Source organism: Streptomyces sp. NPDC014907, assembly GCF_055562975.1.
Genome location: NZ_JBVHEG010000003.1, coordinates 107482 through 130204, shown reverse-complemented (window position 1 = coordinate 130204; position 22723 = coordinate 107482). Strand labels below are relative to the sequence as shown.

15 protein-coding genes, 3 tRNA genes and 1 pseudogene are annotated in these 22723 nt (G+C 73.9%); 12 read left to right on the top strand and 7 right to left on the bottom strand.

Annotated features, from left to right (window positions below; translation table 11 throughout):
- Nucleotides 1–167: 167 nt before the first annotated feature.
- The gene (locus ACZ3IL_RS09790; RefSeq protein WP_467388418.1) at nucleotides 168–902 is read left to right on the top strand and encodes a bifunctional DNA primase/polymerase; all 735 of its coding nucleotides are present in this window, start codon (nucleotides 168–170) and stop codon (nucleotides 900–902) included.
- A gap of 784 nt (nucleotides 903–1686) precedes the next feature.
- Here the strand turns inward: ACZ3IL_RS09790 and ACZ3IL_RS09785 are convergent.
- The 3 genes and pseudogenes from ACZ3IL_RS09785 to ACZ3IL_RS09775 all read right to left on the bottom strand — a co-directional run bounded on the left by ACZ3IL_RS09785 (nucleotide 1687) and on the right by ACZ3IL_RS09775 (nucleotide 4449).
- Nucleotides 1687–2664, bottom strand: coding sequence for a DUF5926 family protein (locus ACZ3IL_RS09785; RefSeq protein WP_467388417.1), 978 nt, complete (start codon nucleotides 2662–2664; stop codon nucleotides 1687–1689).
- Between the two features lie 251 nt (nucleotides 2665–2915).
- Nucleotides 2916–3519 (bottom strand): annotated as a pseudogene (locus ACZ3IL_RS09780) (ATP-binding protein).
- A gap of 108 nt (nucleotides 3520–3627) precedes the next feature.
- Nucleotides 3628–4449, bottom strand: coding sequence for a glycerophosphodiester phosphodiesterase (locus ACZ3IL_RS09775; RefSeq protein WP_467388415.1), 822 nt, complete (start codon nucleotides 4447–4449; stop codon nucleotides 3628–3630).
- 238 nt (nucleotides 4450–4687) lie between these two features.
- Between ACZ3IL_RS09775 and ACZ3IL_RS09770 the strand changes: the two genes are divergently transcribed.
- On the top strand, nucleotides 4688–6127 hold the full coding sequence (locus ACZ3IL_RS09770) for a S1C family serine protease (protein ID WP_467388413.1): 1440 nt from the start codon (nucleotides 4688–4690) through the stop codon (nucleotides 6125–6127).
- Nucleotides 6128–6174: 47 nt separating this feature from the next.
- A tRNA-Ser gene (locus ACZ3IL_RS09765) sits at nucleotides 6175–6261 on the top strand.
- Between the two features lie 258 nt (nucleotides 6262–6519).
- On the opposite strand, the gene ACZ3IL_RS09760 is transcribed toward ACZ3IL_RS09765, so the two are convergent.
- On the bottom strand, nucleotides 6520–7809 hold the full coding sequence (locus ACZ3IL_RS09760; protein WP_467388411.1) for a hypothetical protein: 1290 nt from the start codon (nucleotides 7807–7809) through the stop codon (nucleotides 6520–6522).
- 403 nt (nucleotides 7810–8212) lie between these two features.
- Here ACZ3IL_RS09760 and ACZ3IL_RS09755 point away from each other — a divergent pair, with 403 nt between their 5' ends.
- The 4 genes from ACZ3IL_RS09755 (at nucleotide 8213) to ACZ3IL_RS09740 (ending at nucleotide 13700) form a co-directional block, all read left to right on the top strand.
- Nucleotides 8213–8743, top strand: coding sequence for an O-acetyl-ADP-ribose deacetylase (locus tag ACZ3IL_RS09755; protein WP_467388409.1), 531 nt, complete (start codon nucleotides 8213–8215; stop codon nucleotides 8741–8743).
- Between the two features lie 1028 nt (nucleotides 8744–9771).
- The gene (locus ACZ3IL_RS09750; RefSeq protein ID WP_467388407.1) at nucleotides 9772–11085 is read left to right on the top strand and encodes a DUF1906 domain-containing protein; all 1314 of its coding nucleotides are present in this window, start codon (nucleotides 9772–9774) and stop codon (nucleotides 11083–11085) included.
- A gap of 125 nt (nucleotides 11086–11210) precedes the next feature.
- Nucleotides 11211–11756 (top strand): SigE family RNA polymerase sigma factor, encoded by a 546-nt coding sequence (locus ACZ3IL_RS09745; RefSeq protein WP_467388405.1) that lies wholly within the window; start codon nucleotides 11211–11213, stop codon nucleotides 11754–11756.
- A gap of 291 nt (nucleotides 11757–12047) precedes the next feature.
- Nucleotides 12048–13700 carry a long-chain fatty acid--CoA ligase gene (locus ACZ3IL_RS09740; protein WP_467388403.1) on the top strand — a complete coding sequence of 551 codons (1653 nt, stop codon included), beginning with the start codon at nucleotides 12048–12050 and terminating at the stop codon, nucleotides 13698–13700.
- Nucleotides 13701–13748: 48 nt separating this feature from the next.
- Here the strand turns inward: ACZ3IL_RS09740 and ACZ3IL_RS09735 are convergent, their stop codons facing one another.
- On the bottom strand, nucleotides 13749–17615 hold the full coding sequence (locus tag ACZ3IL_RS09735) for a response regulator (protein ID WP_467388401.1): 3867 nt from the start codon (nucleotides 17613–17615) through the stop codon (nucleotides 13749–13751).
- A 166-nt stretch (nucleotides 17616–17781) separates the two neighbouring features.
- The gene (locus tag ACZ3IL_RS09730; protein ID WP_467388399.1) at nucleotides 17782–18216 is read right to left on the bottom strand and encodes an SSI family serine proteinase inhibitor; all 435 of its coding nucleotides are present in this window, start codon (nucleotides 18214–18216) and stop codon (nucleotides 17782–17784) included.
- A gap of 441 nt (nucleotides 18217–18657) precedes the next feature.
- Here ACZ3IL_RS09730 and ACZ3IL_RS09725 point away from each other — a divergent pair.
- The 3 genes from ACZ3IL_RS09725 to ACZ3IL_RS09715 all read left to right on the top strand — a co-directional run bounded on the left by ACZ3IL_RS09725 (nucleotide 18658) and on the right by ACZ3IL_RS09715 (nucleotide 20076).
- Nucleotides 18658–18748 (top strand) — tRNA-Ser (locus ACZ3IL_RS09725).
- Between the two features lie 233 nt (nucleotides 18749–18981).
- A tRNA-Arg gene (locus ACZ3IL_RS09720) sits at nucleotides 18982–19054 on the top strand.
- Nucleotides 19055–19251: 197 nt separating this feature from the next.
- On the top strand, nucleotides 19252–20076 hold the full coding sequence (locus ACZ3IL_RS09715) for a BRO family protein (protein ID WP_467388397.1): 825 nt from the start codon (nucleotides 19252–19254) through the stop codon (nucleotides 20074–20076).
- A 35-nt stretch (nucleotides 20077–20111) separates the two neighbouring features.
- Here ACZ3IL_RS09715 and ACZ3IL_RS09710 read toward each other — a convergent pair whose 3' ends face one another.
- Nucleotides 20112–20513, bottom strand: a complete 402-nt coding sequence (locus ACZ3IL_RS09710) for a hypothetical protein (RefSeq protein ID WP_467388395.1) — start codon at nucleotides 20511–20513, stop codon at nucleotides 20112–20114.
- A 38-nt stretch (nucleotides 20514–20551) separates the two neighbouring features.
- Between ACZ3IL_RS09710 and ACZ3IL_RS09705 the strand changes: the two genes are divergently transcribed.
- Both ACZ3IL_RS09705 and ACZ3IL_RS09700 read left to right on the top strand, forming a co-directional pair.
- Nucleotides 20552–21436 carry a DUF2797 domain-containing protein gene (locus ACZ3IL_RS09705; protein ID WP_467388393.1) on the top strand — a complete coding sequence of 295 codons (885 nt, stop codon included), beginning with the start codon at nucleotides 20552–20554 and terminating at the stop codon, nucleotides 21434–21436.
- A 270-nt stretch (nucleotides 21437–21706) separates the two neighbouring features.
- Nucleotides 21707–22618 carry an amidohydrolase family protein gene (locus ACZ3IL_RS09700; protein ID WP_467388391.1) on the top strand — a complete coding sequence of 304 codons (912 nt, stop codon included), beginning with the start codon at nucleotides 21707–21709 and terminating at the stop codon, nucleotides 22616–22618.
- Nucleotides 22619–22723: the final 105 nt, after the last annotated feature.

The following is a 22723-nucleotide window of genomic DNA, read 5'->3' as shown; positions in this document are numbered from 1 at the left end:
CGGGTTCCCCCTCGATCCCCGGTCCGGCCGGCTCCCGCTCCGCGGCGGTCCGGCCCTCACCGACCCGGTACGCGCTGTTCGCACGGTGAAGAGTTCCGCACATGACATGACACGGCGTGACAAGACGCGATGAGAATTCGGCGTTCAACGGAAAGGAACGAGCGCTCATGCGCGAGATCCCCGGAAGGCGACGCAGGCTCCGGTTCCGGCGCAAGGCGAGGTCCGCACGGCTCGACGCGGCGGTCACCTTCGGCGCCGAGTGGAACTGGCCCGTCCTGCCGGGCGCGGGCCTGAGAGAAACGCCCCGGAAGGCCGCGCCCCCCAGGCCCTGGGCGGCCGTGGACCCGGAGGAGCCGCCCCGGACGGTTCCGGGGAGCGCCTGCTCCTGTCCCGACCCCGACTGCGTGGTGCCCGGTGCGCACCCCTACGACCCGGGACTGCTCGCGGCCACCACGGACGAGCGCATGATCCGCTGGTGGTGGACCAGGCGCCCGGACGCCCCCGTGCTCCTCGCCACGGGCGGCCGCGCCCCCTGCGCGGTCAGCCTGCCCGCGATCGCGGGCGCCCGGGCCCTCGCCGCGCTCGACGCGACGGACATGCGGCTCGGCCCGGTGGTCGCGACCCCGACCCGCTGGTCGATCCTGGTCGCCCCGTACGGCCTGGAACGGCTGGGCGAGCTGCTGTACGCGAAGGACGGCGTGCCCAGTTCGCTGCGGTTCCACGGCGAGGGCGGCTACCTGCCGCTGCCGCCCTCGGTCACGGGGACCGGCCAGGTGCGGTGGGAGCGGGCCCCGCTCGCGGGTTCGGCCCGGCCGTGGCTGCCGGACGTCGAGGCGGTGGTCGACGCCCTGGTCGAGGCGAGCACGAGCACCCCGGACGGCGGAAGCCGGCTCGCGTACTGAGAGCGGGTCGCCACGCCGTCGTGGAACAGGGGGGGCGATCCGTCGCCCTCCCGGTCCCGGCGGCGCACCTTTTCACCCGAACGAGCGCGCCCCGGCCCTCCACACGAGCCCGCCTCTCCATACGCGCCCCGGACCTCCGCACACGCGCCCCGGGCCTCCGTACGCGCCATGGTCCGGGCCTCCGTACGCGGAAACCCCACTCCTCCCCCACCCGCACCTTCCCCGGGGTTCGGCATCCCGTGGGCCGGAACTCGCCTTTCCGGAAGGGACGGAGGCGCGTCCGTGTGTCTTGAAAGAAGGCTTGATCGTCCGGCTCCGTACGTACCGCCGGAACGTGGCCGCCCGTGAAATCGACGCGTTCTCGACCCCCACGGTGTCCGGAAGTCCGACCCTCCGCTTGCGGCGCGCGGTGCGCCGCGCGATGAACCGGGGGCGTGAAACATCCCGGGAGTCCGGCGGGAACAGGACGGTGCCCTATACGGAGGTGCGGAATTCGTAGGTGCCGGCGGCGCTCCGGCCGCTGCTGAGAGTGGACGGCAACACGACGGAGGGTGAGGGGAGTTGGGCGTCGGACGCTTCGGCGGACCGGAAGCGGACATGGAAAGGCCCGGTCGCTGGCGACGGGGGATGCACCAGCGACCGGGCTTCCAGAACGGTAACAAGAGATCTGCTGTTCGCAAATTCGATCTCGGTTATTCGGACAGGGATTTACGTGTCCGAAGACCGGGTTGTGGCAGAAGTCACCGACTGGTCGGTCTGCCGGTCACGAATACCGCCCGGAGCGTCAGCTGAGAGTGACCTGACGGTTCGTGAGGCCGCCGCGCGCCCGCCGCTCCTCCGCCGTGAGCGGGACGTCCGAGGCGAGCGCCTCGGACAGCCGCTCGGCGAATTCGGCGGCCGGCTTCTCGCACTCCTCGGCGGTCATGGACGACGGCAGGTCCCACACCGGCACCACCAGGCCGTGGGCGCGGAAGGAGCCGACGAGCCGGGTGTCCGGGCCGAGGGAGGTGGCGCCGGAGGCCTGGAGCCGGGCGAGCGCGTCGAGGAGCTTCTCCTCCGGGTGCGGCATGACCCAGCGCAGGTGGTTCTTGCCCGGGACCTCGCACCAGTACGCGGAGACGACGCCGGCCAGCTTGGCGGTCGGGATCGCGGCGGCGTTGGCCCGCTCCAGGGAGGCGGCGACCTCCGGGTCGGCGCCGTCCGCGGACTGCGGAATCCAGAACTCGAAGCCCGTGTGGACCTCGGGGGCGAACGCGGCGTCCGTGTCCAGCAGGTCCTGGAGGCGCGGGCCCTCGGCCGGGACGCGGCGCGCGGGGACGGGGGTGCCCGGCTCGGCGTCCAGGGCGCGCTGGAGGGTGTCGGCGAGGTCGCGGGCCAGGTCGCCGGAGGTGGAATCGTTCTGCAGGGCGAGCAGGACGGAGCCGTCGTCCCGGCGGATCGCCGGCCACGCCATCGGCAGGACGGTCGCGAGCGTCACGGACGGCACGCCCTCCGGCAGTCCGCCCTTCAGGGTGAGCGGCGCGGTGGCGGCGGGCACCAGCTCGCGCAGCGCGACCCAGTCGCATTCGCCGGGCAGGCCCTCGAAGGGGCGTTGGACGAGTTCGGTCACGGCGTGCGCGGCGGCCCGGCCGTGACACGCCTTGTAGCGGCGGCCCGAGCCGCACGGGCACGGCTCGCGCGCGCCGACGACCGGCACCTCCCCGTTCGTGACCTGTGCCTGGCCGGCCTTGCCGGCCTTCGTCTGGGGGCGCTTCTTGGCCATGGTGTGGCTTTCTCCCGATCGCGGCGGCGCCGTGTCCGTACGGTTCCGCCGTGCTCTTCACGACGGCGCCGTGCCGGTACGGCGGTGCTGTTCCGGGCGGGAGCCTAGCCGTCCCGGCCTCCGCACCCCCTCAGGCGGGCCGCCGCCCGTGGAGAACGAGGACCCCGGAACCGACGGCTCCGGACGCCGGGCCCCGACGCGCGGGAGACCCGTGGAGCCCCGTGGGCCCCGGGCCCCCCGGGAAGCCGGGCTCAGTCCAGGTCGTCGTACGCGTCCAGGAATTCGAACCCCGAACCGCCGCCGACGCGTGCCGCGAAGTCCTCGCGCCGGTGTCCCTCGGTGACCACCACCCAGACGGTGACCTCGCCGGTCGCGCTGTCCCGCACGCCCCAGTCCTGGGCCAGCGCGCCGATGATGTTCAGTCCGCGGCCACCCCGCGCGGTGACCGAGGGCGTCGACGGGACGGGTCGCGTCGGACCACCGCCGTCGGTGACCTCGACCCGCAGCCCGCCGGCCGGGTCGACCCGCCAGGCCGCCCGCACGTCCCCGTCACCGCGCTCCGCCCGGCCCAGTGGCCTGCCGTACCGGCAGGCGTTGCTGAGCAGTTCGGAAAGGATCAGTACCGCGTCGTCGACGACCGATTCGGCCACTCCGCTGCGGTACAGCTCGTCCCGCATCCGGTGCCGCGCCTCACCCACGCCGGCAGGGCCATGAGGCACGGCCATGCTCGACGACGTGGGCACCTCTTGTGCCACCACCAACGCCACCCCCGAGACCTCCTTTGCCCCCACGCCACCGTGTGGATGCCCCGATGACCTGGACCGGAAACCGGCCAATCGACGTTCGATGAGGCACTCGTGACGATCGCGTACGCCTGGAACGCGCCGGTGCACTCTCCGTAACCCCTGTTGTCCCCTTTGTCGCCCGGTGCGCAAGGGGCGGAAGGGGAGGAAAGAGGGGGGTTCAGCCGCGTCCGAGCTGGGCCAGTACCTGCTTGGGGCGGTTGGTGATGATCGCGTCCACGCCAAGTCGCTCGCAGAGTTCGACGTCCTCGGCCCCGTCGACCGTCCAGACGTGGACCTGGTGCCCGGCCTTCTGGAGCCGCAGGATCACGGTGGGATGGTTCCGGACGATCCGGATCGAGGGTCCCGCGATGCACGCGCCCGCGGGAAGCCGCCCGTCCCGCAGCCGGGGCGAGACGAACTGGGCGAGGGAGACGGTGGGCAGCGTCGGCGAGGCGGCGGCGATCCGCTGCAGCGAACGGGCCGAGAAGCTCATGATCCGTACGGGGGAGTCCTCGGGGGACGCGGGCGCGTGAAGGTCGAAGCGCTTCAGGAGCTGGAGCAGCCGCTCCTCGACCTGTCCCGCCCAGCGGGTGGGGTGCTTGGTCTCGATGGCCAGCTCGACCCGGCGCCCGGCGTCGGAGACCAGCTCCAGGAGGCGCTCCAGGGTGAGGACGGAGGTGTCCCCGGGCGACCGCCGGTCGGGGCTCTCCTCCGACTCGCTCCGGCCCTTCCAGGTCCCGAAGTCCAGCTCGGCGAGATCGGCGAGTTCGAGGGCCGAGACGGCGCCGCGGCCGTTGGAGGTGCGGTCGACGCGCCGGTCGTGGACGCAGACGAGGTGCCCGTCGGCGGTGAGCCGGACATCGCACTCCAGGGCGTCGGCGCCGTCCTCGATGGCCTTCACATAGGCGGCCAGGGTGTGTTCCGGTGCGTCCTCGGATGCTCCGCGGTGGGCGACGACCTGGAGGGGGACGCGGTTCGGGTGCTGCCGTGCGTGAGTCACCGCGTCATGGTGCCATTGGCGGGGTGTGGCGAGCACGCCGAGGGCGGTCCGTTCTGTCCGTATATAAAGGAAGGGGTGCGAACGCACAGCTCCGCCTTACCGTGGCCTGACGCGCGGTGGGAAAAGCTGAGGGCGGCATCCTGGGGACCGGAGCGGTCCGCCCCGCGCGGCCGAGGACGTTCCCGCACGGCACGCACGGGCATACGAAGTCGAACGCAGTCAACGAGGAGAGCGAGTTGTGAGCAACGAGAACGAGGGCCAGGCGGTTCCGGGGGACCCGGCTGCTCCGTCCGCCCCTCCGACGCCTCCCGCACCCCCGACGGCCCCGGCCCACGCCCCCGGACCGGACGGGAACCACGCCCCCGCCCCGGCCGTCCCGGACCACACCCCTGGACAGGCTGTTCCGGGCCACACCTCCGGAGCCCCGGCCCACACCCCCGCCCCGGCCCCGGCCCCGGGCGGCCCCGCCCCCGCCTCGGCGGGCGGCTGGCCGCCGCCCCCGCCGGCCGCCCCCGCCTGGGGCGCCGCGCACGCACCCGTACCCCCCGCCGCGCCGCGCGGACGGGCCGGCGGCCTCGTGGCGGCCGTCCTGGCGGCGGCGCTCGTCGCGGGCGGCGTCGGCGGCGGAGTCGGTTACTGGGCGGCCCAGCGGGACGACGACGGCACCGGTTCGACCACCGTCTCCTCGGGCGAGGCCCCGGCCTCCTTCAAGCGCGACCCGGGGACGGTCGCGGCGGTCGCGGCGAAGGCGCTGCCGAGCGTGGTCACCATCCAGGCGAAGTCGGGCGGTGCGCAGGGCGAGGGAGGCACGGGCACGGGCTTCGTCTACGACCAGGAGGGCCACATCGTCACCAACAACCACGTGGTGGCGTCGGCGGCGGAGGGCGGCACGCTCTCCGTCACCTTCTCCGACGGCAAGACGTACGACGCGCAGGTCGTCGGCCGGGCCGAGGGCTACGACGTGGCGGTGCTGAAGCTCACGAACGCCCCGAAGGGCCTGAAGCCGCTGCCGCTGGGTGACTCCGACAAGGTCGCGGTCGGGGACTCGACGATCGCGATCGGGGCGCCGTTCGGCCTGTCCAACACGGTGACGACGGGCATCATCAGCGCCAAGAACCGCCCGGTCGCCTCCGGTGACGGTTCGGGCGGCGGCAACTCGTACATGAGCGCGCTCCAGACGGACGCCTCGATCAACCCGGGCAACTCCGGCGGCCCCCTGCTCGACGCCGGCGGTGCCGTGATCGGGATCAACTCGGCGATCCAGTCCACCGGCAGCGGCTTCGGCCAGTCCCAGGCGGGCTCGATCGGCCTCGGCTTCGCGATTCCGGTCAACCAGGCCAAGAACGTGGCCCAGCAGCTCATCAGGACGGGCAAGCCGGTCTACCCGGTCATCGGCGCGACCGTGAACATGAACGAGAAGGGCGAGGGCGCCACGATCGCCCCCCAGGGCACCGGCGGCACCCCCTCGGTCACCCCGAACGGCCCCGCCGCGAAGGCGGGCCTGAAGCCGGGCGACGTGATCACCGGCTTCGGCAGCCGCCAGATCGACAGCGGCCCCACCCTCATCAGCGAGATCTGGACCCACAAGCCGGGCGACTCGGTGAAGATCACCTACGAGCGCGACGGCAGGACCGCCACGACCACCGTCGTCCTGGGCGAACGCACCGGCGACAGCTGACCGGCTAGGCTGTCTCCCGCGCCGCCCGTGACTCACCGGCGGCGCGGGGTGGGTTGCCCGAGCGGCCTAAGGGAACGGTCTTGAAAACCGTCGGGGCAGCGATGTCTCCGTGGGTTCAAATCCCACACCCACCGCAGCGGACCGGCGTGCGCGCCGGCCGGAAAGGGGCGCCCCCGCACGGGGTGCCCCTTCTTCATGAGGTGACCCGGGGCGGCGCGGGGGCGGCCGTCCGGAGCGGCGTGGACCGGGGCGCACGGAGCGGGTGCGTACGGAGCGGGCGGCTCCGTGTGTGGGGACGCGGGCCCGCCCGGTGCGGGACCTCCCGGTGCGGGACCTCCCGGGGACGGCAGGGCCGGGCACGCCCGGGTGCGATCCGCCGGACGGGCCGGTGCTCAGGAGTGGTTGCGGGCCGGGGGATTGTTCAGGCAGAGCGCGATGTTGCGGACCGCCGCCGTGAGTTCCTCGATGACGCGTGCCGCCTGCTCCGCGTTGTGGAAGGCCGGGCGTTCGGTCAGGGTGCGGCTCAGCTCCTCCGCCGCGCGGATCGCGGGACCCGTGGGTCCCGGGTCCGGCACGGAGGCGGCCGGAGCGGCCGGGTAGCGGTCCGTGTCGCCGGACGGGGCGGTCGGGGGCGCCGGGTAGCGGTCCGGGTCCGGGCGGTACCCCTCGAAGAAGGGGGAGAAGGTGCCGGAACCGGCCACCGGGGTCGTGTGCGTCTCGTCCCCGGGGTGCGGAACCGCCGGGGGCAGCGGCTGGGAGTGCGGGGCGGGGAGCGGGGCCGGGGCGGCCCCCGCCGGGGAGTGCTGGATCCGGGGGGCCGACGACTGCGGGGACGGCGCCGTCTGCGCCTGGACGTGCGCCGGGGCGTGCGCCTGCGCCTGGGCCTGCGTGGGGGAGGCCTGGTGCTGCGGGGCCTGCGGCTGCTGCTGGCGGGCCCGGGGGAGCACGAAGTGGTCGAAGCCCGGGAAGGCCGAAGTGCTGGAGGGGGCGGCCGGCGGCTCGTACTCGTTCTGCCACTGCGCGCGGTAGCACTCCACCTGGTCCTCGCAGGACGACCGGGCGTGGAAGACCGCCGTGTCCTCGCCGAGGTCCGGGTACCAGAGGTTGGGGCCCGGGAACCGTACGGTCCGCATGCGCGGTTTGATCTGCTCGGCGCATCCCATGCAGCAGCCCTGCGGCACGAGGAACGGGATGCCACCGCTCTGCTCCGGCCTGCGGGGGCCTTCCTCGCGGGGGTACTCCCCGTGGTGGCAGGGCGGGAGTTCGCCGCAGGCACGGCAGATCGCGTAGTGCTCGGGGAGGACCTGCCAGTCCTGGCTGGCGGGGGCGCACCAGTGCTTCGGCGCGGACCGGGGCAGGTTGTCGTTGCGCAGGACGAGCACCACCGGGCGCTTGTAGAACTCCTCGCGCTCCGGAGCGGGCTTGACCGCCTGGTTGTTGGCCCGGCGCAGCTCGTTGGCGTGCCACCACAGCTCCACGTGGTCGCGCCACGCCTTCTCGTAGGCTTCCGGCCACTGGTTGCCGGGGTACCCGGTGATCTCCAGGACGCGCCAGGCCTGCCGGTCGAGTACGACGATGGAGCCGGCCCGCAGTCGCAGATGTGTTCCCTCGACGCCCTCGTCCGGCCAGTCATGGCGGCCGATGCTGGTGGGCTGGTCAGGGAGCCACCTGCGAACCTGCATGACACGCTCCTCGGCAACGAAACTTCGTAGTTTCAACTGGGGCAGTAGGTGACATTCTGAACAATTTAGGCGTCGGCTTCGGGTTAGACACGCGCATGCCGTGGATCGATGAGAGCCGGAAACGCCTTTCCCACCGGCTGTTTCGCCTTCCGGACCGGACTCCGCCGGGATCGCCCGGCCCATCCGCCACGGCGGCCCCGTACCCGCTGTGAGGGCCTCCGATACCCACCCATACGTGTGACGCGGCTGCGTCCCATGTCATCCCGTCGTATGCATCGCTCCAGGGAGCGGGCTGTTCCCCGCTCCCCGGAGTGGCGGCCCGGGGGCGGGAAAGTGGTAGGGGCGGTACCGTCCCCGGACCTCCCCGGGCCTCCGGGGACCGGCGGAAGAACAGGAGAGCGGGATGCGTGTCGTGCTCGTACGGGGGGACATCACCGACGAGGCGGTGGACGCGGTGGTCAACGCCGCGAACTCCTCCCTGCTCGGCGGAGGCGGCGTCGACGGCGCCATTCACCGCAAGGGCGGGCCGGACATCCTCGCCGCCTGCCGGGAACTGCGCCGCTCGCACTACGGCAAAGGCCTGGCGACCGGGCGGGCCGTGGCGACCACGGCGGGCCGGCTGCCCGCCCGGCACGTGATCCACACCGTGGGCCCGGTCTGGTCGCGGGACGAGGACCGCTCGGAACTGCTGGCCTCCTGCTACCGGGAATCACTGCGGGTGGCCGACGAGTTGGGCGCCCGCACGGTCGCGTTCCCGGCTGTCTCCACCGGCGTTTACGGCTGGCCGATGGCGGACGGGGCCCGGATTGCGGTCGAGACGGTACGGACGGCCCGCACGGAGGTCGAGGAGGTGCGGTTCGTGCTCTTCGACGCAGCCGCTTACGAGGCTTTCGCGGCGGCCCTGAGGGGCATCCCCCAGGGGCCCGAGAGCTGAAACCCGTTGTTCCGTAAGGGGGTTCCCCCCTCTTCCCCGGAGGTTCGGCCCAAGGGTCTTTCCGCGCCGTGAACTGCGGTTCTTCCGTGCCGATGAGGTTTAACCGCGGTTCCTCACGCTTGCGAGGTAATCGGGAGGGGACGGGGGTTCGCCGGGGATGCCGTGGGCAACTCTGTTCTCGCGACGTCGAACAGAACGACCGGGGCGTCCGGCCGACGGCCCCGGAAACAGCTTTGTCCCAGCGGTACTTCATGTATTCGGCGGAGCCCCCGCCCACACGACAGGCCCGTACAGCGGTAACCGATAGGCGACTTCCGTTGGACAGGCACGGCAGGCACGGCAGGCACGGCAGGCACGGCAGGCACGACAGATGCGACAGGCACAGGAACGACAAGTACAGGAACGAAGGGAACGGACATGACGGGAACGAGCAGGACAGGGACGGATACGACAGGGACGGGCGCGGCACACATCCGTGCCGTCCGCATCTCCGCCACCGTGTTCCCCGGCGGGACGGTCCGGTCCCGTCCGACGGCCAACTTCTCTCCGTGACGGAGAGCGGGGGTGAGGCGGGGCGGGAGAAGGGGGCCGGTTCGACGGGGAGGAAGGAGCGGGAACAGCGGTTCGCCGGGCGGCTCTTCGGCACGGGGAGCGGGACGCCGCGTCGGGGACCGCTGGAGGGCGGGGTACGCCGGGGTGTGGGCCCGGGGTTCGGTGGGGACCGGAGCCCGGGGGCGCGGGGGTGGCGGAGTGGCCCGGAGTCAAACGCGCCGAATGGTCCGGAGCGGTCCGTGCACCGGGTGGTCCGGAATGGTCCGTGCACCAGGTGTTCCGAGCGGTCCGTGTCCCGGGGGCGGAGCATCCCGTGTACCGGGGGCGCGGAGCGGAGCAGGTCCGGATGTGCGGAGGGGCCGGACCGGGGCGCGGTGGGCGCGGGGTTCCCACGTCCGGGTTGATCCTGGGCACGGACGGCTGAGGCGACGGCCCCAGCGGTGGCCGGGTGGGGTGACCGGCCCTTCACTCACGGCATGAGCACGAGTACCCCGCCCACGTCCCGGTCCTCCGTGGGACCCACTTCCGCACCGGTCGCGGTGCCGGCCTCCGTACGACGAGCCGCGCCGTTCTCCCGGGCACGGGCCGTGACCGCCGTCCTGACGGTGGCGGTGGCCGGGACGACCCTCCTCAGCACCCCGACGACACCCGGCCCCCCGGCACCGGTCGCGGCTCCGGTTCCGGTTCCGGCACCCGGCACCCTTCCGGCATCCGGCGCCGCTCCGGCACCCGGCGCGGGTCCCGTGCCGGGTGCCGCTCCCGGGGCCCCCGCGGCCGCTTCCGGGCGCCCCGGGACGGCCCTCTTCCCGGGAGCCCCCGCCGCTCCCACCGCTCCCGAGGCTCCGGGCGCCGCCCCCACCCCTTCGCCCTCCGTCGCCCTGCCTCCCGCCGCCGCGCCCTCCGCCGCTCCGGCCGCCGCCGCCCCACTCCCCGCCGTCCCGGCTTCCGATGTCTCCGCCGCATCCACCGCATCCACCGCATCAGCCGCATCCGCCGTCTCGGCCGTCTCCGGCTCCGCCTCCGAGGTCTCCACCCCCGCCTACTTCACCGGCAAGGCCTTCGACACCTGCGAGGCGCCCTCCCTGGACGTGATGAGGGCCTGGTGGGGTTCGCCGTACGGGGCCGTCGGGATCTACTTCGCCGGACGGGGCCGGGGCTGTCCCGGCCAGCGGGAGCTCGGCCCCGACTGGGTCACCTCGGTGCACGCCATGGGCTGGCGGCTGCTGCCCGTCTTCGTCGGCTCGCAGGCACCGTGCGTCGACGCGCCCGCCAAGAAGCCCTTCGCCATCGGGGCCGACCCCTGGGGGCAGGGGACCAAGGAGGGAGGGGAGGCGGTACGGGCGGCGCGCGCCCTGGGGCTGGGGACGAGCAGTCCGCTCTACCTCGACATCGAGGCCTACCGCCGCGGTGACGCGGCCTGCGCCGCGACCACCCTCACCTTCGTGCGCGGCTGGAACCGGGAGGTGCGGCGCCTCGGTTACCTTCCCGGGTTCTACAGCAGCGCGGACACCGGGGTGCGGGACATCGAGACGCAGCGGAAGGCGGGCACGCCCGACCTGCCGGCCGTGATGTGGTTCGCGCGCTGGACGGGCCGGCCCACACCGGCCACCGAGGCCGTGCTGGACCCGGCGGCCTGGACGCCGCACGCCCGCATTCACCAGTACGCGGGCAACGTCTCGGAGACGTACGGAGGCCGGCGTCTCGTGATCGACCGCAACGCCGTGGACGCGCCCGTCGCCCGTCCCGCCCTCACCCGCACCGCCGTGGTGCGGGACCGGACCGGACCCTGAGCCGGGCGGACGGGAACTCCACCCAGAGGAGGTCCGGCCGTCCCCGCCCCTACAACCTGAGGCGGACGGCGGTTCGGGACCTGGGGCCGATCCGCCGGCCGTCCCTCCCCTCCTAGCGTGGAGTCATGACTCCGCCACCCTCTGGCCCCGTCTGCGCCGGTGCCTCGCAGTACGCGTCGTACCCGACCTTCTCCGCGTACGTGCGGGCGCGTGGGCCCGTACTCCTGCGCACCGCGCGCTCCCTGACGGCCAACCCGTCGGACGCGGAGGACCTCCTCCAGACCGCGCTCGCCAAGACCTTCGTCGCCTGGGAGCGCATCGAGGACCACCGCGCCCTGGACGGCTACGTGCGCCGGGCGCTGCTGAACACCCGTACGTCGCAGTGGCGCAAGCGCAAGGTCGACGAGTTCGTGTGCGAGGAGCTGCCCGAGCCGGCCGGCCTCCCCGTGTCGGACCCGGCGGAGCGGCAGGCGCTGCACGACGCGATGTGGCGGGCGGTGCTCAAGTTGCCGGAGCGGCAGCGGCAGATGGTGGTCCTGCGGTACTACGAGGACCTGAGCGAGGCCCGGACGGCCGAGGTGCTGGGGGTGTCGGTCGGTACGGTCAAGAGCGCGGTGTCCCGTGCCCTGGGCAAGCTCCGGGAGGACCCGGAGCTGTTCCCCGTCCGGTAGGTAGGCCCTGGGAAACCTTCCCGTACGGCCCCCGGTACGGTCCGGAAACGGGGCCGGATTCCTCGCCGGACTCCCCCGCCGGACTCCCCGCCGGGCCCCGGTGCGTGGAGAGGAGTGCGGGAAAACCACGGGAAAAACGCGGGGAAAGACCCGGCTCATCCCCCTCCGGATCTTCCCGTCGCCAGTAATCGCTGGCAATTTCCATACTCCCGGGTAGTGACATACCGCGCGGTACGTGCGCAGAATCTTCCCACCCTTACTGCCACGTAGCGCCCATCGGGAGGACGCCCCGTGTACAGCACCATGCAGGACGTACAGCTGACCGTGAGCCGCATCCTCGAACACGGGATGACGATCCACGGGAAGTCCACCATCACCACCTGGACGGGTGGGTCCGAGCCGCAGCGGCGCACGTTCGCCGAGGCCGGGACCCGCGCGCACCAGCTGGCCAACGCCCTGCGCGACGAACTCGGCGTCACCGGCGACCAGCGGGTCGCCACCCTGATGTGGAACAACGCCGAGCACGTCGAGGCGTACTTCGCGATCCCCTCCATGGGCGCCGTCCTCCACACCCTCAACCTCCGCCTCCCCCCGGAGCAGCTGGTGTGGATCGTCAACCACGCCGTCGACCGGGTCGTGATCGTCAACGGCTCGCTGCTTCCCCTCCTCGCCCCGCTGCTCCCGCACCTGCCGACGGTCGAGCACGTCGTGGTCGCGGGCCCCGGCGACCGTTCCGTCCTGGACGGCGCCGCGCCGCGCGTGCACGACTACGAGGAGCTGATCGCCGGCCGCCCGACCACGTACGACTGGCCGGAACTGGACGAGCGCACGGCCGCGGCCATGTGCTACACCTCCGGCACCACGGGCGACCCCAAGGGCGTCGTCTACTCCCACCGCTCGATCTACCTGCACTCGATGCAGGTGAACATGGCCGAGTCGATGGGCCTCACCGCCAAGGACACGACCCTGATCGTGGTGCCCCAGTTCCACGTGAACGCCTGGGGGCTGCCGCACGCCACCTTCATGACCGGCATCAACATGCTCATGCCGGACCGTTTCCTCCAGCCGGCCCCGCTCGCCGACATGATCGAGCGCGAGAAGCCGACCCACGCGGCCGCCGTCCCCACCATCTGGCAGGGTCTGCTCGCCGAGGTCACCGCCAACCCGCGCGACCTCTCCTCCATGGCCCAGGTCACCATCGGCGGCGCGGCCTGTCCGCCCTCCCTGATGGAGGCGTACGACAAGCTCGGCGTCCGCCTCTGCCACGCCTGGGGCATGACCGAGACCTCCCCGCTGGGCACGATGGCCCACCCGCCGGCGGGCCTCACGGCCGACGAGGAGTGGCCGTACCGCGTGACGCAGGGTCGTTTCCCGGCCGGTGTCGAGGCGCGCCTCGTCGGCCCCTCCGGAGAGCACCTGCCCTGGGACGGCGAGTCGGCCGGCGAGCTGGAGGTGCGCGGCACCTGGATCGCGGGCGCGTACTACAGCGGCGTGGACGGCGAACCGCTCCGCCCCGAGGACAAGTTCAGCGCGGACGGCTGGCTCAAGACCGGCGACGTCGGCGTGATCAGCCCCGACGGCTTCCTCACCCTCACCGACCGGGCCAAGGACGTCATCAAGTCCGGCGGCGAGTGGATCTCCAGCGTCGAGCTGGAGAACGCGCTCATGGCGCACCCGGAGGTCGCCGAGGCGGCCGTCGTCGCCGTCCCGGACGAGAAGTGGGGCGAGCGTCCGCTCGCGACCGTCGTCCTCAAGGAGGGGGCGACGGCGGACTACGAGGCGCTGAAGGACTTCCTCGCGACGGAGGGCGGCATCGCCAGGTGGCAGCTGCCGGAGCGGTGGGCGGTCGTGCCGGCGGTGCCGAAGACGAGCGTCGGCAAGTTCGACAAGAAGGTCATCCGCAAGCAGTACGCGGAGGGCGAGCTGGACGTGACCCGGCTGTAGCCGGGCGGGGGCGGGGCGGGCCGTGTGCCCCGGCCCCGCCCCGCCGTCCTAGTTGGTGCCGATCTTCGCGAGCAGGTCGACGATCCTGGCCTGGTCCTCGGCGCTGTTGGAGCGCTCGGCCAGGAAGAGCACCGTCTCGCCCGAGGACAGCCTCGGCAGCTCGTCCCCGGCGAGGTCGGCCGAGGTGTAGACGACGAGCGGAGTCCGGTTGAGGTGCCCGTTCGCGCGCAGCCAGTCGATGATCCCGGCCCGGCGGCGGCGCACCTGCATCAGGTCCATCACCACGAGGTTCGGCTGCGTCTGCGCGGCGAGGGTGACCGCTTCGGTGTCCGTGGCGGCCCGCGCCACCTGCATCCCGCGTCGCTCCAGGGCGGCCGCGAGCGCCTCCGCGATGTCCTCGTTCTCCTCGATCAGCAGGACCCGGGACGGGTGCTGCTCGCTGTCGCGCGGCGCGAGCGCCTTGAGGAGCACCGCCGGATCGGCGCCGTACGCCGCCTCGCGGGACGCCTGCCCCAGACCGGCCGCGAGCAGCACCGGCACCTCGGCCGCGACGGCGGCCCGGCGCAGGGACTGGAGCGCGGTACGGGTGATGGGGCCGGTCAGCGGGTCCACGAAGAGCGCGGCCGGGAAGGCGGCGATCTGCGCGTCCACCTCCTCGCGGGAGTGCACGATCACCGGCCGGTAGCCGCGGTCGCTCAGCGCCTGCTGCGTGGAGACGTCGGGCGCGGGCCAGACGAGCAGCCGGCGCGGGTTGTCCAGCGGCTCCGGGGGCAGCTCGTCGTCCACGGGGTGCGGGGCGGGCCGGTTGGCGACCTCGACCGCGCCGCCGGGACCGTCGAGCGGTTCGGGACCTTCCGCGGAACCCTCGGCGGGCGCCCCTATGGCGTACGCGCGGCCCTCGGGCGAGGGAAGCCCGGCCTCCGGTTGCGGATACGCCTGGACCGGTGGATGCGGGTGCGGCGCGGCGTCGGACCCGGCCGGCGCGGGGAGCGCCGTCGGGACCGGCGGGTCCACCTCGGGCGGGGCGGCGAGCCTGCGCCGGCGCCCGGAACCGTTGGACGGGGCGGAACCGGGGCCCGGGGCGGCGGGCGCCGCCGGAGCGGGAGGGGCGACGGGGACGGCCCGGGGTGGCTGGGCGCCCTGGGGCGTCTGTGGGCCCGGCGGAACCTGCGGGTTCTGCGGGTGCGGCGCGGCCTGCGGGGCCGGCGGGACGAACGGGACGCCCTGCCCCAGCGTGCGGACGCTGAACGCCCGCCCGTGGGTCCCCCGGGTCGCCTCCCTCGGCATGGGCAGCTCGGGCGGCAGCGGTACGGAACCGGTGCCCGAACCGGTACCGGCACCGGTGTCGTCGCCGTGCGGCGTCTCCGGCGGCGGGGGCGTGACGGCCCGCCGCCGCCCGGTCGGTTCGGCGGGAGCCGGGAACGGCAGGGGGGCCGGCGGCGGGGTCGGGTCCTGGGCCGGTACCGGAGCCGTGGTCGCGGCCGGGACCGGTCCCGGTGGCGGGACCTGCGGCAGGGGCTGCCCGGGCGCGGGCGACGGGGCGGGGAACCGCGGCGACGCGTGAGCGGCGTCCGGGAGCTCCCGTACGGCCTCGTGCCGCTCCTCGTCGGGGACCGGCAGCGGCCCGGCCACGGGAGCGGCGGGGAGCGGTGCCTCGCGGTCGGCGTCGGCGGGCGGCAGCGCGAACGGCGTGCGGGGCCCGGCCTCGGCCGCCGCCGCCCGTTCCTGCGCGGCGGCCAGCGCACGCCGCCGGCGCCCGCTCGGCCGCGCCGGGATCTCCTCGGAGGCGACGGCCGGCAGGGCCCGGGCCAGGGCGGGAGCACCGGCGGGTTCGGCGGGGACGCCCTGCGGCGGTACGGCCGCGCCGAGCGCGGCACGTCCCTGCGCCCCCTCGGCGGCGGTCACGACGGAGCCCTCGGCGGGCCGGCCCCGGCGCCGCCCGGTGGGCTCCACGGGCGAACCGGCGGAAACGGCCGCGTTGTGCTGGGCCGGGATCAGGTCGGCCGCCGTGGCGGGCTCTCCCGCACGGGCCCGGCGGCGGCCGCCGGACCCGGCACCGGCCGGGGTGTCGTCCTCGGGCAGGGCCGGACCCTCCAGGAAGGCGTCCGTGGAACCGCGCCGGGCGCGCCGCCGCCCCCCGCCGGAGGTATCCGCGGCCTGGCCCGCTCCCGCGCCGGGACCGGACGCGGACGGAGGGACGGGCACGGGCGGCGCCGGGGGCGCAGGCGGCGTCAGAGGCGCGGACGGCACGCCGGCGGGAGGAACGACCGGTTCCGACGACGCCTGCGCGGGCAGCGCGAGCGCCTCACGGCCTCCGGAGGCCCCGCCGTTCCGGGCCGGGGGAGGGGGAGCGGGAACCGTGCCGCGCCCCGCGCCGACCGGTACTTCGAGGACGTACGCGCCCCCGCTGGTGCCCGGCACCTCGTGGGTCTGCACGACACCGCCGTGCGCCGCCACGATCCCGCGCACGACGGGTCCGTGGACCGGGTCGCCGCCCGCGTACGGGCCGCGGACCTCGATCCGTACGACGTCACCGCGCTGGGCGGCCGCGACGACGATCGTGGAGTCGGCCGCCGCGGAACCCTGGGCCGCGGCCCGGTCCTTGCCGGTCGCGTCGACGCCGGCGACGTCCGCGACGAGGTGCGCGAGGGCGGTGGCGAGCCGGGCGGGGTCCACCTCGGCCTCGATGGGCGGCGCGTGCACGGCGAACTGCGCGCGGCCGGGCCCGATCAGCTCCACGGCCCCGTCGATGCCGGCCGTCACGACCTCGTCGAGGAGCGCGACGCGCTTGTCGAGCTTCTCCGCGCCCGCGTCGAGGCGCTGGTACTCCAGGACGTTGTCCACGAGCGCCGTCATCCGGGCGTATCCGGCGGCGAGGTGGTGGAGCACCTGGTTGGCCTCGGGCCACAGCTGCCCGGCGTCGTCGGCGGCGAGGGTGCCGAGCTGGGCGCGCAGTTCCTCCAGGGGGCCGCGCAGCGACTCGGCGAGGACGGCCGTCAGCTGTTCGTGGCGGGCGGCGAGCGAGGCGTACCGCTCCTGCTGGACCTCCCGCTCCGCCGCCGCCCGCTCGGCGCGGTCGGCGAGTTCGGCGGCGTGCCGCTCGGCGAGCTGTTCGTACGGCCTGCGGTCGGTGAAGGTCATCACCGCGCCGACGAGCTGGTCCCCGTCCCGCACCGGAGCGGTCGTCAGGTCGACCGGGACCCGCTCGCCCTTCTTCGACCACAGCACCTGTCCCCGCACCCGGTGCTTGCGGCCGGACTTGAGGGTGTCGGCGAGCGGCGACTCCTCGTACGGGAAGGGCTCGCCGTCGGCCCGCTTGGCGAGGATCAGCGGGTGCAGTTCCTGGCCGCCGAGTTCGCCGGCGCGGTACCCCAGGATCTGGGCGGCCGCGGGGTTGACGAGGACGACCCGGCCGTCGGTGTCCGTGCCGACGACGCCCTCGGCGGCGGCGCGCAGGATCATCTCGGTCTGCCGCTGGGAGCGGGCGAGTTCGGCCTCGGTGTCGACGGTCCCGGTGAGGTCGCGCACGACCAGCATGAGCAGTTCGTCGCCGGTGTAGCCGCTGTGGGAGGCGTAGGCCTCGCGGCCGTCCTCCAGGCTGGCGCTGGTCACCTCGACGGGGAACTCGCCGCCGTCCGTGCGACGGGCGACCATCCGGGTCGGCTTGGTGCGGCCCCGCTCGTCGGTGTTCTCGGGGCGGCGCATGGAGCCGGGGATGAGTCGCGAGTCGAACTCGGGCAGCAGGTCGAGCAGACCGCGCCCGACGAGCGCGGTGCCCGGCGTCTCGAACATGCCGAGGGCGATGCTGTTGGCGTTGACGACCGTGCCGTTGCAGTTGACGAGCACCAGGCCGTCGGGGAGGGCGTCGAGTATGGCTGCGAGGCGAGCAGCGCCTCGGGATGGCCTGCTGCTCACGACGACGCTTCCTCCCTGACGCACTGCACGCGCTTGGTCTGTCGACCGGCCGGCCCCATCTTGCCCCTCGGACCGCGGCCTGTCATGAAGGGAGTCTAAGGGAGGCGAGGGCCGGCACTCCCGGACGCCGCCCCCGGCCGTCGTCCCCGCACCGCATCTCCGCACGTCATCCACGGACGAGGGGAAGGACGGGTTCCAGATTCTCCCAGCGGTCGATCTCGCAGCCGTTCGCGCGGGAGAACCGCGCGTCGACCTCCCGGCCCCGCCAGCTTCCGGTCACCCGGGCGACGACGGGTCCGCCGTACACCTGCGTGCAGAGCCGGTCCTCCGGAACCGGCAGGAACGGGTCCTCGTCCGCGGCGGCCAGTTCGGCCAGGCGCGCGCAGGCGCGTTCGGCGGCCGGATGGTCGCCCCCGGCCCGTTCCCCGCACCTCAGCCCGAAGGTTCCGTCGGCTTCGGGGTGGCCGCTCCGGGAGATCGCCACGGTCAGCACGTCGGGCTTCGGCGCAGGCGCCGGGAACAGGGGCAGCGGGGGCAGGGGCCCGAGGCCGGCGGCTCCGGCGGTGGTGGCGAGTGTCGCGAGAACGAGGCGGCGCAGCATGCGGATCTCCAGGGGCGACGGGACGCGCGGGGTCCATGGGGCGTACGGGGACGACGGGCGGAGCGGCGCACGGCGCGCCCCGCTCCGTTCCCTCTAACGCTCCGGCCGCCGCGGCGTTGCGCAAGCGGGGTGCGCCGGGCGGGCGGGAACGTGCGGGAGCGGGAGCGGGAGCGGGAGCGGGAAGGGCGAGGGTGAGGGGGAGCGGAGAGCGGGAGGGGCGAGGGCGAGGGCGAGGGGGAGCGGAGAGCGGGAGGGGCGAGGGGGAGCGGAGGGTGGGGCAGGGCGTCGGGCGGGGTGCGCCGGGGCGCGAGGGGGATCGCCGGGGGGTGACGAGGCTTTGCCCTGACCCCCGGAGGGCTAGTACGGTGAGAATCGATTGGTGACAGCCGGTCCGCCTGTGTCATCATCTGCACGCACCACCCGCGTATGCGTGAGGTGCATGGAGGCGTCGCCTAGTCCGGTCTATGGCGCCGCACTGCTAATGCGGTTTGGGTCTTAAAGCCCATCGAGGGTTCAAATCCCTCCGCCTCCGCCCCACACCGAAGCCCCGGCCCCCAGGCCGGGGCTTCGGCCGTTCCCGGCCTTCGCGCTCCACCCGCCAGGGGTCGTTTCCCCTCCTCGTCCTCCGGTCGTCGCGGGACGTTTCCGCAGGTCACAAGGGGTGGGGGAATCGGATTTCACATGACGGCGGCAGTCATGTAATGTTCTTCCTGTCGCCGCGAGCGGGCCGAAAGGCCGGGGAGCGAAGACAAGAACTGAAAACAAGCACTCGTAGCTTAACGGATAGAGCATCTGACTACGGATCAGAAGGTTGCAGGTTCGAATCCTGCCGAGTGCACACAGATCAGAGGCCCCCTGGACACCGTCCAGGGGGCCTCTGGCGTCAGCGAGTGTCCCCATTCGCCGGAGCTACGGTCGGAAGGCGGCAGGGCGGCGGTGAATCCTCGGGGGTCTCCCCTTTTGGGTGAACCTGCCTGATTTTCATGTCAGTTGAATATGCCTTCGTCCTAGCGTGCGAGACGGAGGTGATGATCGATGGACGCGATCGACATCGATGACGTGGTGTACGCCGCCACCGGGGAGCGCCTGCGGAGACTGACCGCTCCGGACGGGTCCCACTGGTTTCCGGTGGTGGACGTGGCGAAGCGCCTGGGGTACGGGGGGACGCGGGAGGCGCTGCGGACGGTGGCGCTGTCCGGGGAGAGCCTGTCGTCCGCGCGGGAGATCGCGCGGGACGAGGAGTTCCTCCGCCGGAGCGGGATCAGGGCGGCGACGCGGATGGTGAGCCTCCAGGGGCTCGTCCAGCTCGTCGGAGCGTGCCGGAAGCCGGAGGCCGGGCCGTTCCGGGCGTGGGTGGCCGAGGTGGTGGCGGCCGTCCAGCGGTACGGCGGGTACGGCCTCGAACCCTCCCCGGTGCACGCCGGGTTCCTCCTGCCGCCGGAACTCGTCGACGTCCTCGTACGCCTGGAGGGCCGGCTCGACGAGCAGGCCGTCGCGTACGCCGAGCGGGTCGAGTACGCGGAGCTGCTCCGCGAGACCCGGAAGAGCCTCTCCAGGGTCGCCGACTCCCTCGAGCGGCTCGCCGTGCCCCGCCAGCGCACCGGCGGCACCGGCACCCTCAGCCCGCAGGCGCTGGTCGAGTCCTGGGCCATCACCGGGGACGTGCGGACGGTGGCGAGCTGCCTCGCCCCCGGACTCGTCCGGGGCGGGGTGCGCTACCGGGCCCAGGACGTCACCCGCCGCACCGGCCTCTCCGACGAGCGCGTCCACGCCTGCGTACGGCTCCTCGTCGAACGCGGGTGCATGAGGGAGGTCGGGGAACCCGATCCCGACGGGACGCGGATCTACGTCCTGCCCTGAACCGGGTGCCCTGACCCGGGCGCTCTGAACCGGGCCTACGCCCCCGCGCGGTCCGGTGGCCCGACCGCCACCACCTGGTAGGCGTCCGCGTGGACGATCCGGCCCGGGGACGCCGACTCCAGGCGTACGCAGGGCACGCCGTGGTCCCGCAGGATGCGCAGGTACGGGACGACCCGGGCCAGGGCCTCGGTCGCCGTCGGCCGGAACCAGGCGGCGGCGCCCGGGTTCACCACCGGGTCGTAGACCGTGGGATCGGCCTCCGACGGGTTCGGGAAGTGCGCGTCGTACCAGTCGTTCGAGGCGCGCCGGACCGCGTACTCGGCAGGGGAGAGCCGGCCCTCCCGGGCCAGCGCGTTCGCCAGGCCGAAGACGCCGGGGTGATGGCCCCGGGGACTCCGGACCGGGGTCTGGAAGCGGATGTGGCGGAGACTGGACACCCGGGGAGCACAGGGACCGGAGCGGAGGCCGGGGAGGCATGGGCGTGGAGTGGCGGTGCCGGGGGATCACCTGGAGCGGCGGGTCGCCGGGACTGCGGTGGCAGGGCGGGAGGGTCAGCGCGCTCGCGTACGGAGAGCCGCTCGCCTTCCGCGCCGCCGGGGTCCGGCGGTGCCCGGGGGCCCGGGGCAACCCCTGCCCCCTGACGGCCGCCGTGCCCGGCCGGGCCACCGGCGGGCGGTGCGCGGAGTGCGCGCGGCTCGACCGGGCCCACTCGGTCGCGGCCGACACCGTCGCGGACGATCCCCGGCCGTACCGCGTCTACCTGGCCTGGTTCGGGCCCGGCATGACCAAGGTGGGGATCACCGCCGAGGCGCGGGGCGAGGCCCGGCTCCTGGAGCAGGGAGCCGTCGCGTTCAGCTGGCTCGGCCGGGGGCCGCTGATGGCCGCACGGCGCACCGAGGAGGTCCTGCGGCAGGCGCTCGGCGTTCCCGACCGGGTGGCGTACGAGCGGAAGCGGGCCGCCCGGCACGCCCTGCCGCCCGCCGCCGACCGGGCCCGGGAAGTCGGGGAGCTGTACCGGCGCGCCCGGGAGGTCGGCGGATGGACCGAGACCCTGGAACCCCTGGAGTTCGCCCCGCGCGACCACGCCGGGGCCTTCCGTCTCGACGGGCTGCCGCCGCTCTCCGGCACGGTCACCGAGCTGACGGACGGCGGGGCCGTCACCGGGCGGCTGCTCGCCGCCGCCGGACCCGACCTGCACCTCCTCGCCCCGGACGGACGCTGTCTCGTCCTCGACACCCGGCTCATGGGCGGATGGGTCCTCCGTGGGGCCGGGGAGGGGGACGGCTTCTCCGTGCCGGTGGCGCCGGCGGCGTCCTCGGACGATCCGGGCGAGCGGGGCGAGCAGGGGGAACTCTTCTGAAGGGCTCCCCGGGCCGGGGACGTTCCGCAACGTCCGGAGGGCCCGGGCGGGAGGGTTCCGTAACGTCCGGAGGGCCCCGGGCGGGGAGGGTTCCGTAACGTCCGGAGGGCCCGGGGCCGGGAGCGTTCCGTAACGTCTTGGATCTCTTCGGCCGGAGGCGTCGACATCCGGGTCCGGCCCCCGCGAGGGTGAGCGCATGACCCCGAAACCGGGGGCGGACCCCCACCGCCCCCTGCGTCGCTGTCGCCGAGGCCGAGCGGAGTTGCGGATATGAACGGGAACGACGGTACGGACGGGACGGCCGGCGTGGTGGACGTCCCGGAACTCCTCGCGCGACTCGGCGTCCCCGGGCTCGTCGACGTGCACACGCACTTCATGCCGAAGAACGTCCTCGACAAGGTCTGGGCCTACTTCGACGCCGTCGGCCCCCTGACCGGTCTGGAGTGGCCCATCACGTACCGCGAGGAGGAGGACCGCCGGCTCGCCCTCCTGCGCGGGTTCGGGGCGGTCGCCTTCACCGCGATGCTCTACCCGCACAAGCCCGGCATGGGCGCCTGGCTGAACTCCTGGGCCGCCGACTTCGCCGCCCGCACCCCCGACTGCCTGCACACCGCGACCTTCTTCCCCGAGCCGGGTGTCGACCGGTACGTCAGGGAAGCGCTCGACGCCGGGGCCCAGGTCTTCAAGGTGCACCTCCAGGTGGGCGGGTTCGACCCGAACGACACCCGGCTCGACGCGGTGTGGGGGACCCTCGCCGACAGCGGTACCCCCGTCGTCATCCACTGCGGCTCGGGACCCGCTCCGGGGAACTTCACCGGCCCCGGGCCCGTGGGGCGACTGCTCGCCCGGCATCCCCGACTGCGGCTGATCGTCGCGCACATGGGGATGCCCGAGTACGCGGACTTCCTCTCCCTGGCCGAGCGGTACGCGGACGTCCGTCTCGACACCACCATGGCGTTCACCGACTTCAGCGAACGGTTCGCGCCCTTCCCGGAGGCCGAGCGCACGCGGCTCCTCGACCTCGGCGACCGGATCCTCCTCGGATCGGACTTCCCCAACATCCCGTACCCGTACGCCCATCAGCTCCACGCGCTCGAACGTCTCGGACTCGGGGACGACTGGCTCCGGCGGGTCCTGTACGAGAACGGGGCGGCGCTGTTTCACGTGAAACCGGCCCACTGACCCCCGTCCCCTCCCGTTTCACGTGAAACCACGCCGGCCGGGCGCGCGGACGGCCGTTTCTCAGGGAATTCACAGGAAAGGGAAAGAGGCCTTTCAGCGGGGGCC

Excerpts from the sequence above, each read along its gene's own strand:
- ACZ3IL_RS09700 (WP_467388391.1), top strand. The coding sequence starts at position 21,707 with ATGAACGGGAACGACGGTACGGACGGGACGGCCGGCGTGGTGGACGTC.
- ACZ3IL_RS09730 (WP_467388399.1), bottom strand. The coding sequence starts at position 18,216 with ATGCTGCGCCGCCTCGTTCTCGCGACACTCGCCACCACCGCCGGAGCC.
- ACZ3IL_RS09785 (WP_467388417.1), bottom strand. The coding sequence starts at position 2,664 with ATGGCCAAGAAGCGCCCCCAGACGAAGGCCGGCAAGGCCGGCCAGGCA.
- ACZ3IL_RS09790 (WP_467388418.1), top strand. The coding sequence starts at position 168 with ATGCGCGAGATCCCCGGAAGGCGACGCAGGCTCCGGTTCCGGCGCAAG.
- ACZ3IL_RS09750 (WP_467388407.1), top strand. The coding sequence starts at position 9,772 with ATGAGCACGAGTACCCCGCCCACGTCCCGGTCCTCCGTGGGACCCACT.
- ACZ3IL_RS09745 (WP_467388405.1), top strand. The coding sequence starts at position 11,211 with ATGACTCCGCCACCCTCTGGCCCCGTCTGCGCCGGTGCCTCGCAGTAC.
- ACZ3IL_RS09705 (WP_467388393.1), top strand. The coding sequence starts at position 20,552 with ATGGGCGTGGAGTGGCGGTGCCGGGGGATCACCTGGAGCGGCGGGTCG.
- ACZ3IL_RS09755 (WP_467388409.1), top strand. The coding sequence starts at position 8,213 with ATGCGTGTCGTGCTCGTACGGGGGGACATCACCGACGAGGCGGTGGAC.
- ACZ3IL_RS09715 (WP_467388397.1), top strand. The coding sequence starts at position 19,252 with ATGGACGCGATCGACATCGATGACGTGGTGTACGCCGCCACCGGGGAG.
- ACZ3IL_RS09760 (WP_467388411.1), bottom strand. The coding sequence starts at position 7,809 with ATGCAGGTTCGCAGGTGGCTCCCTGACCAGCCCACCAGCATCGGCCGC.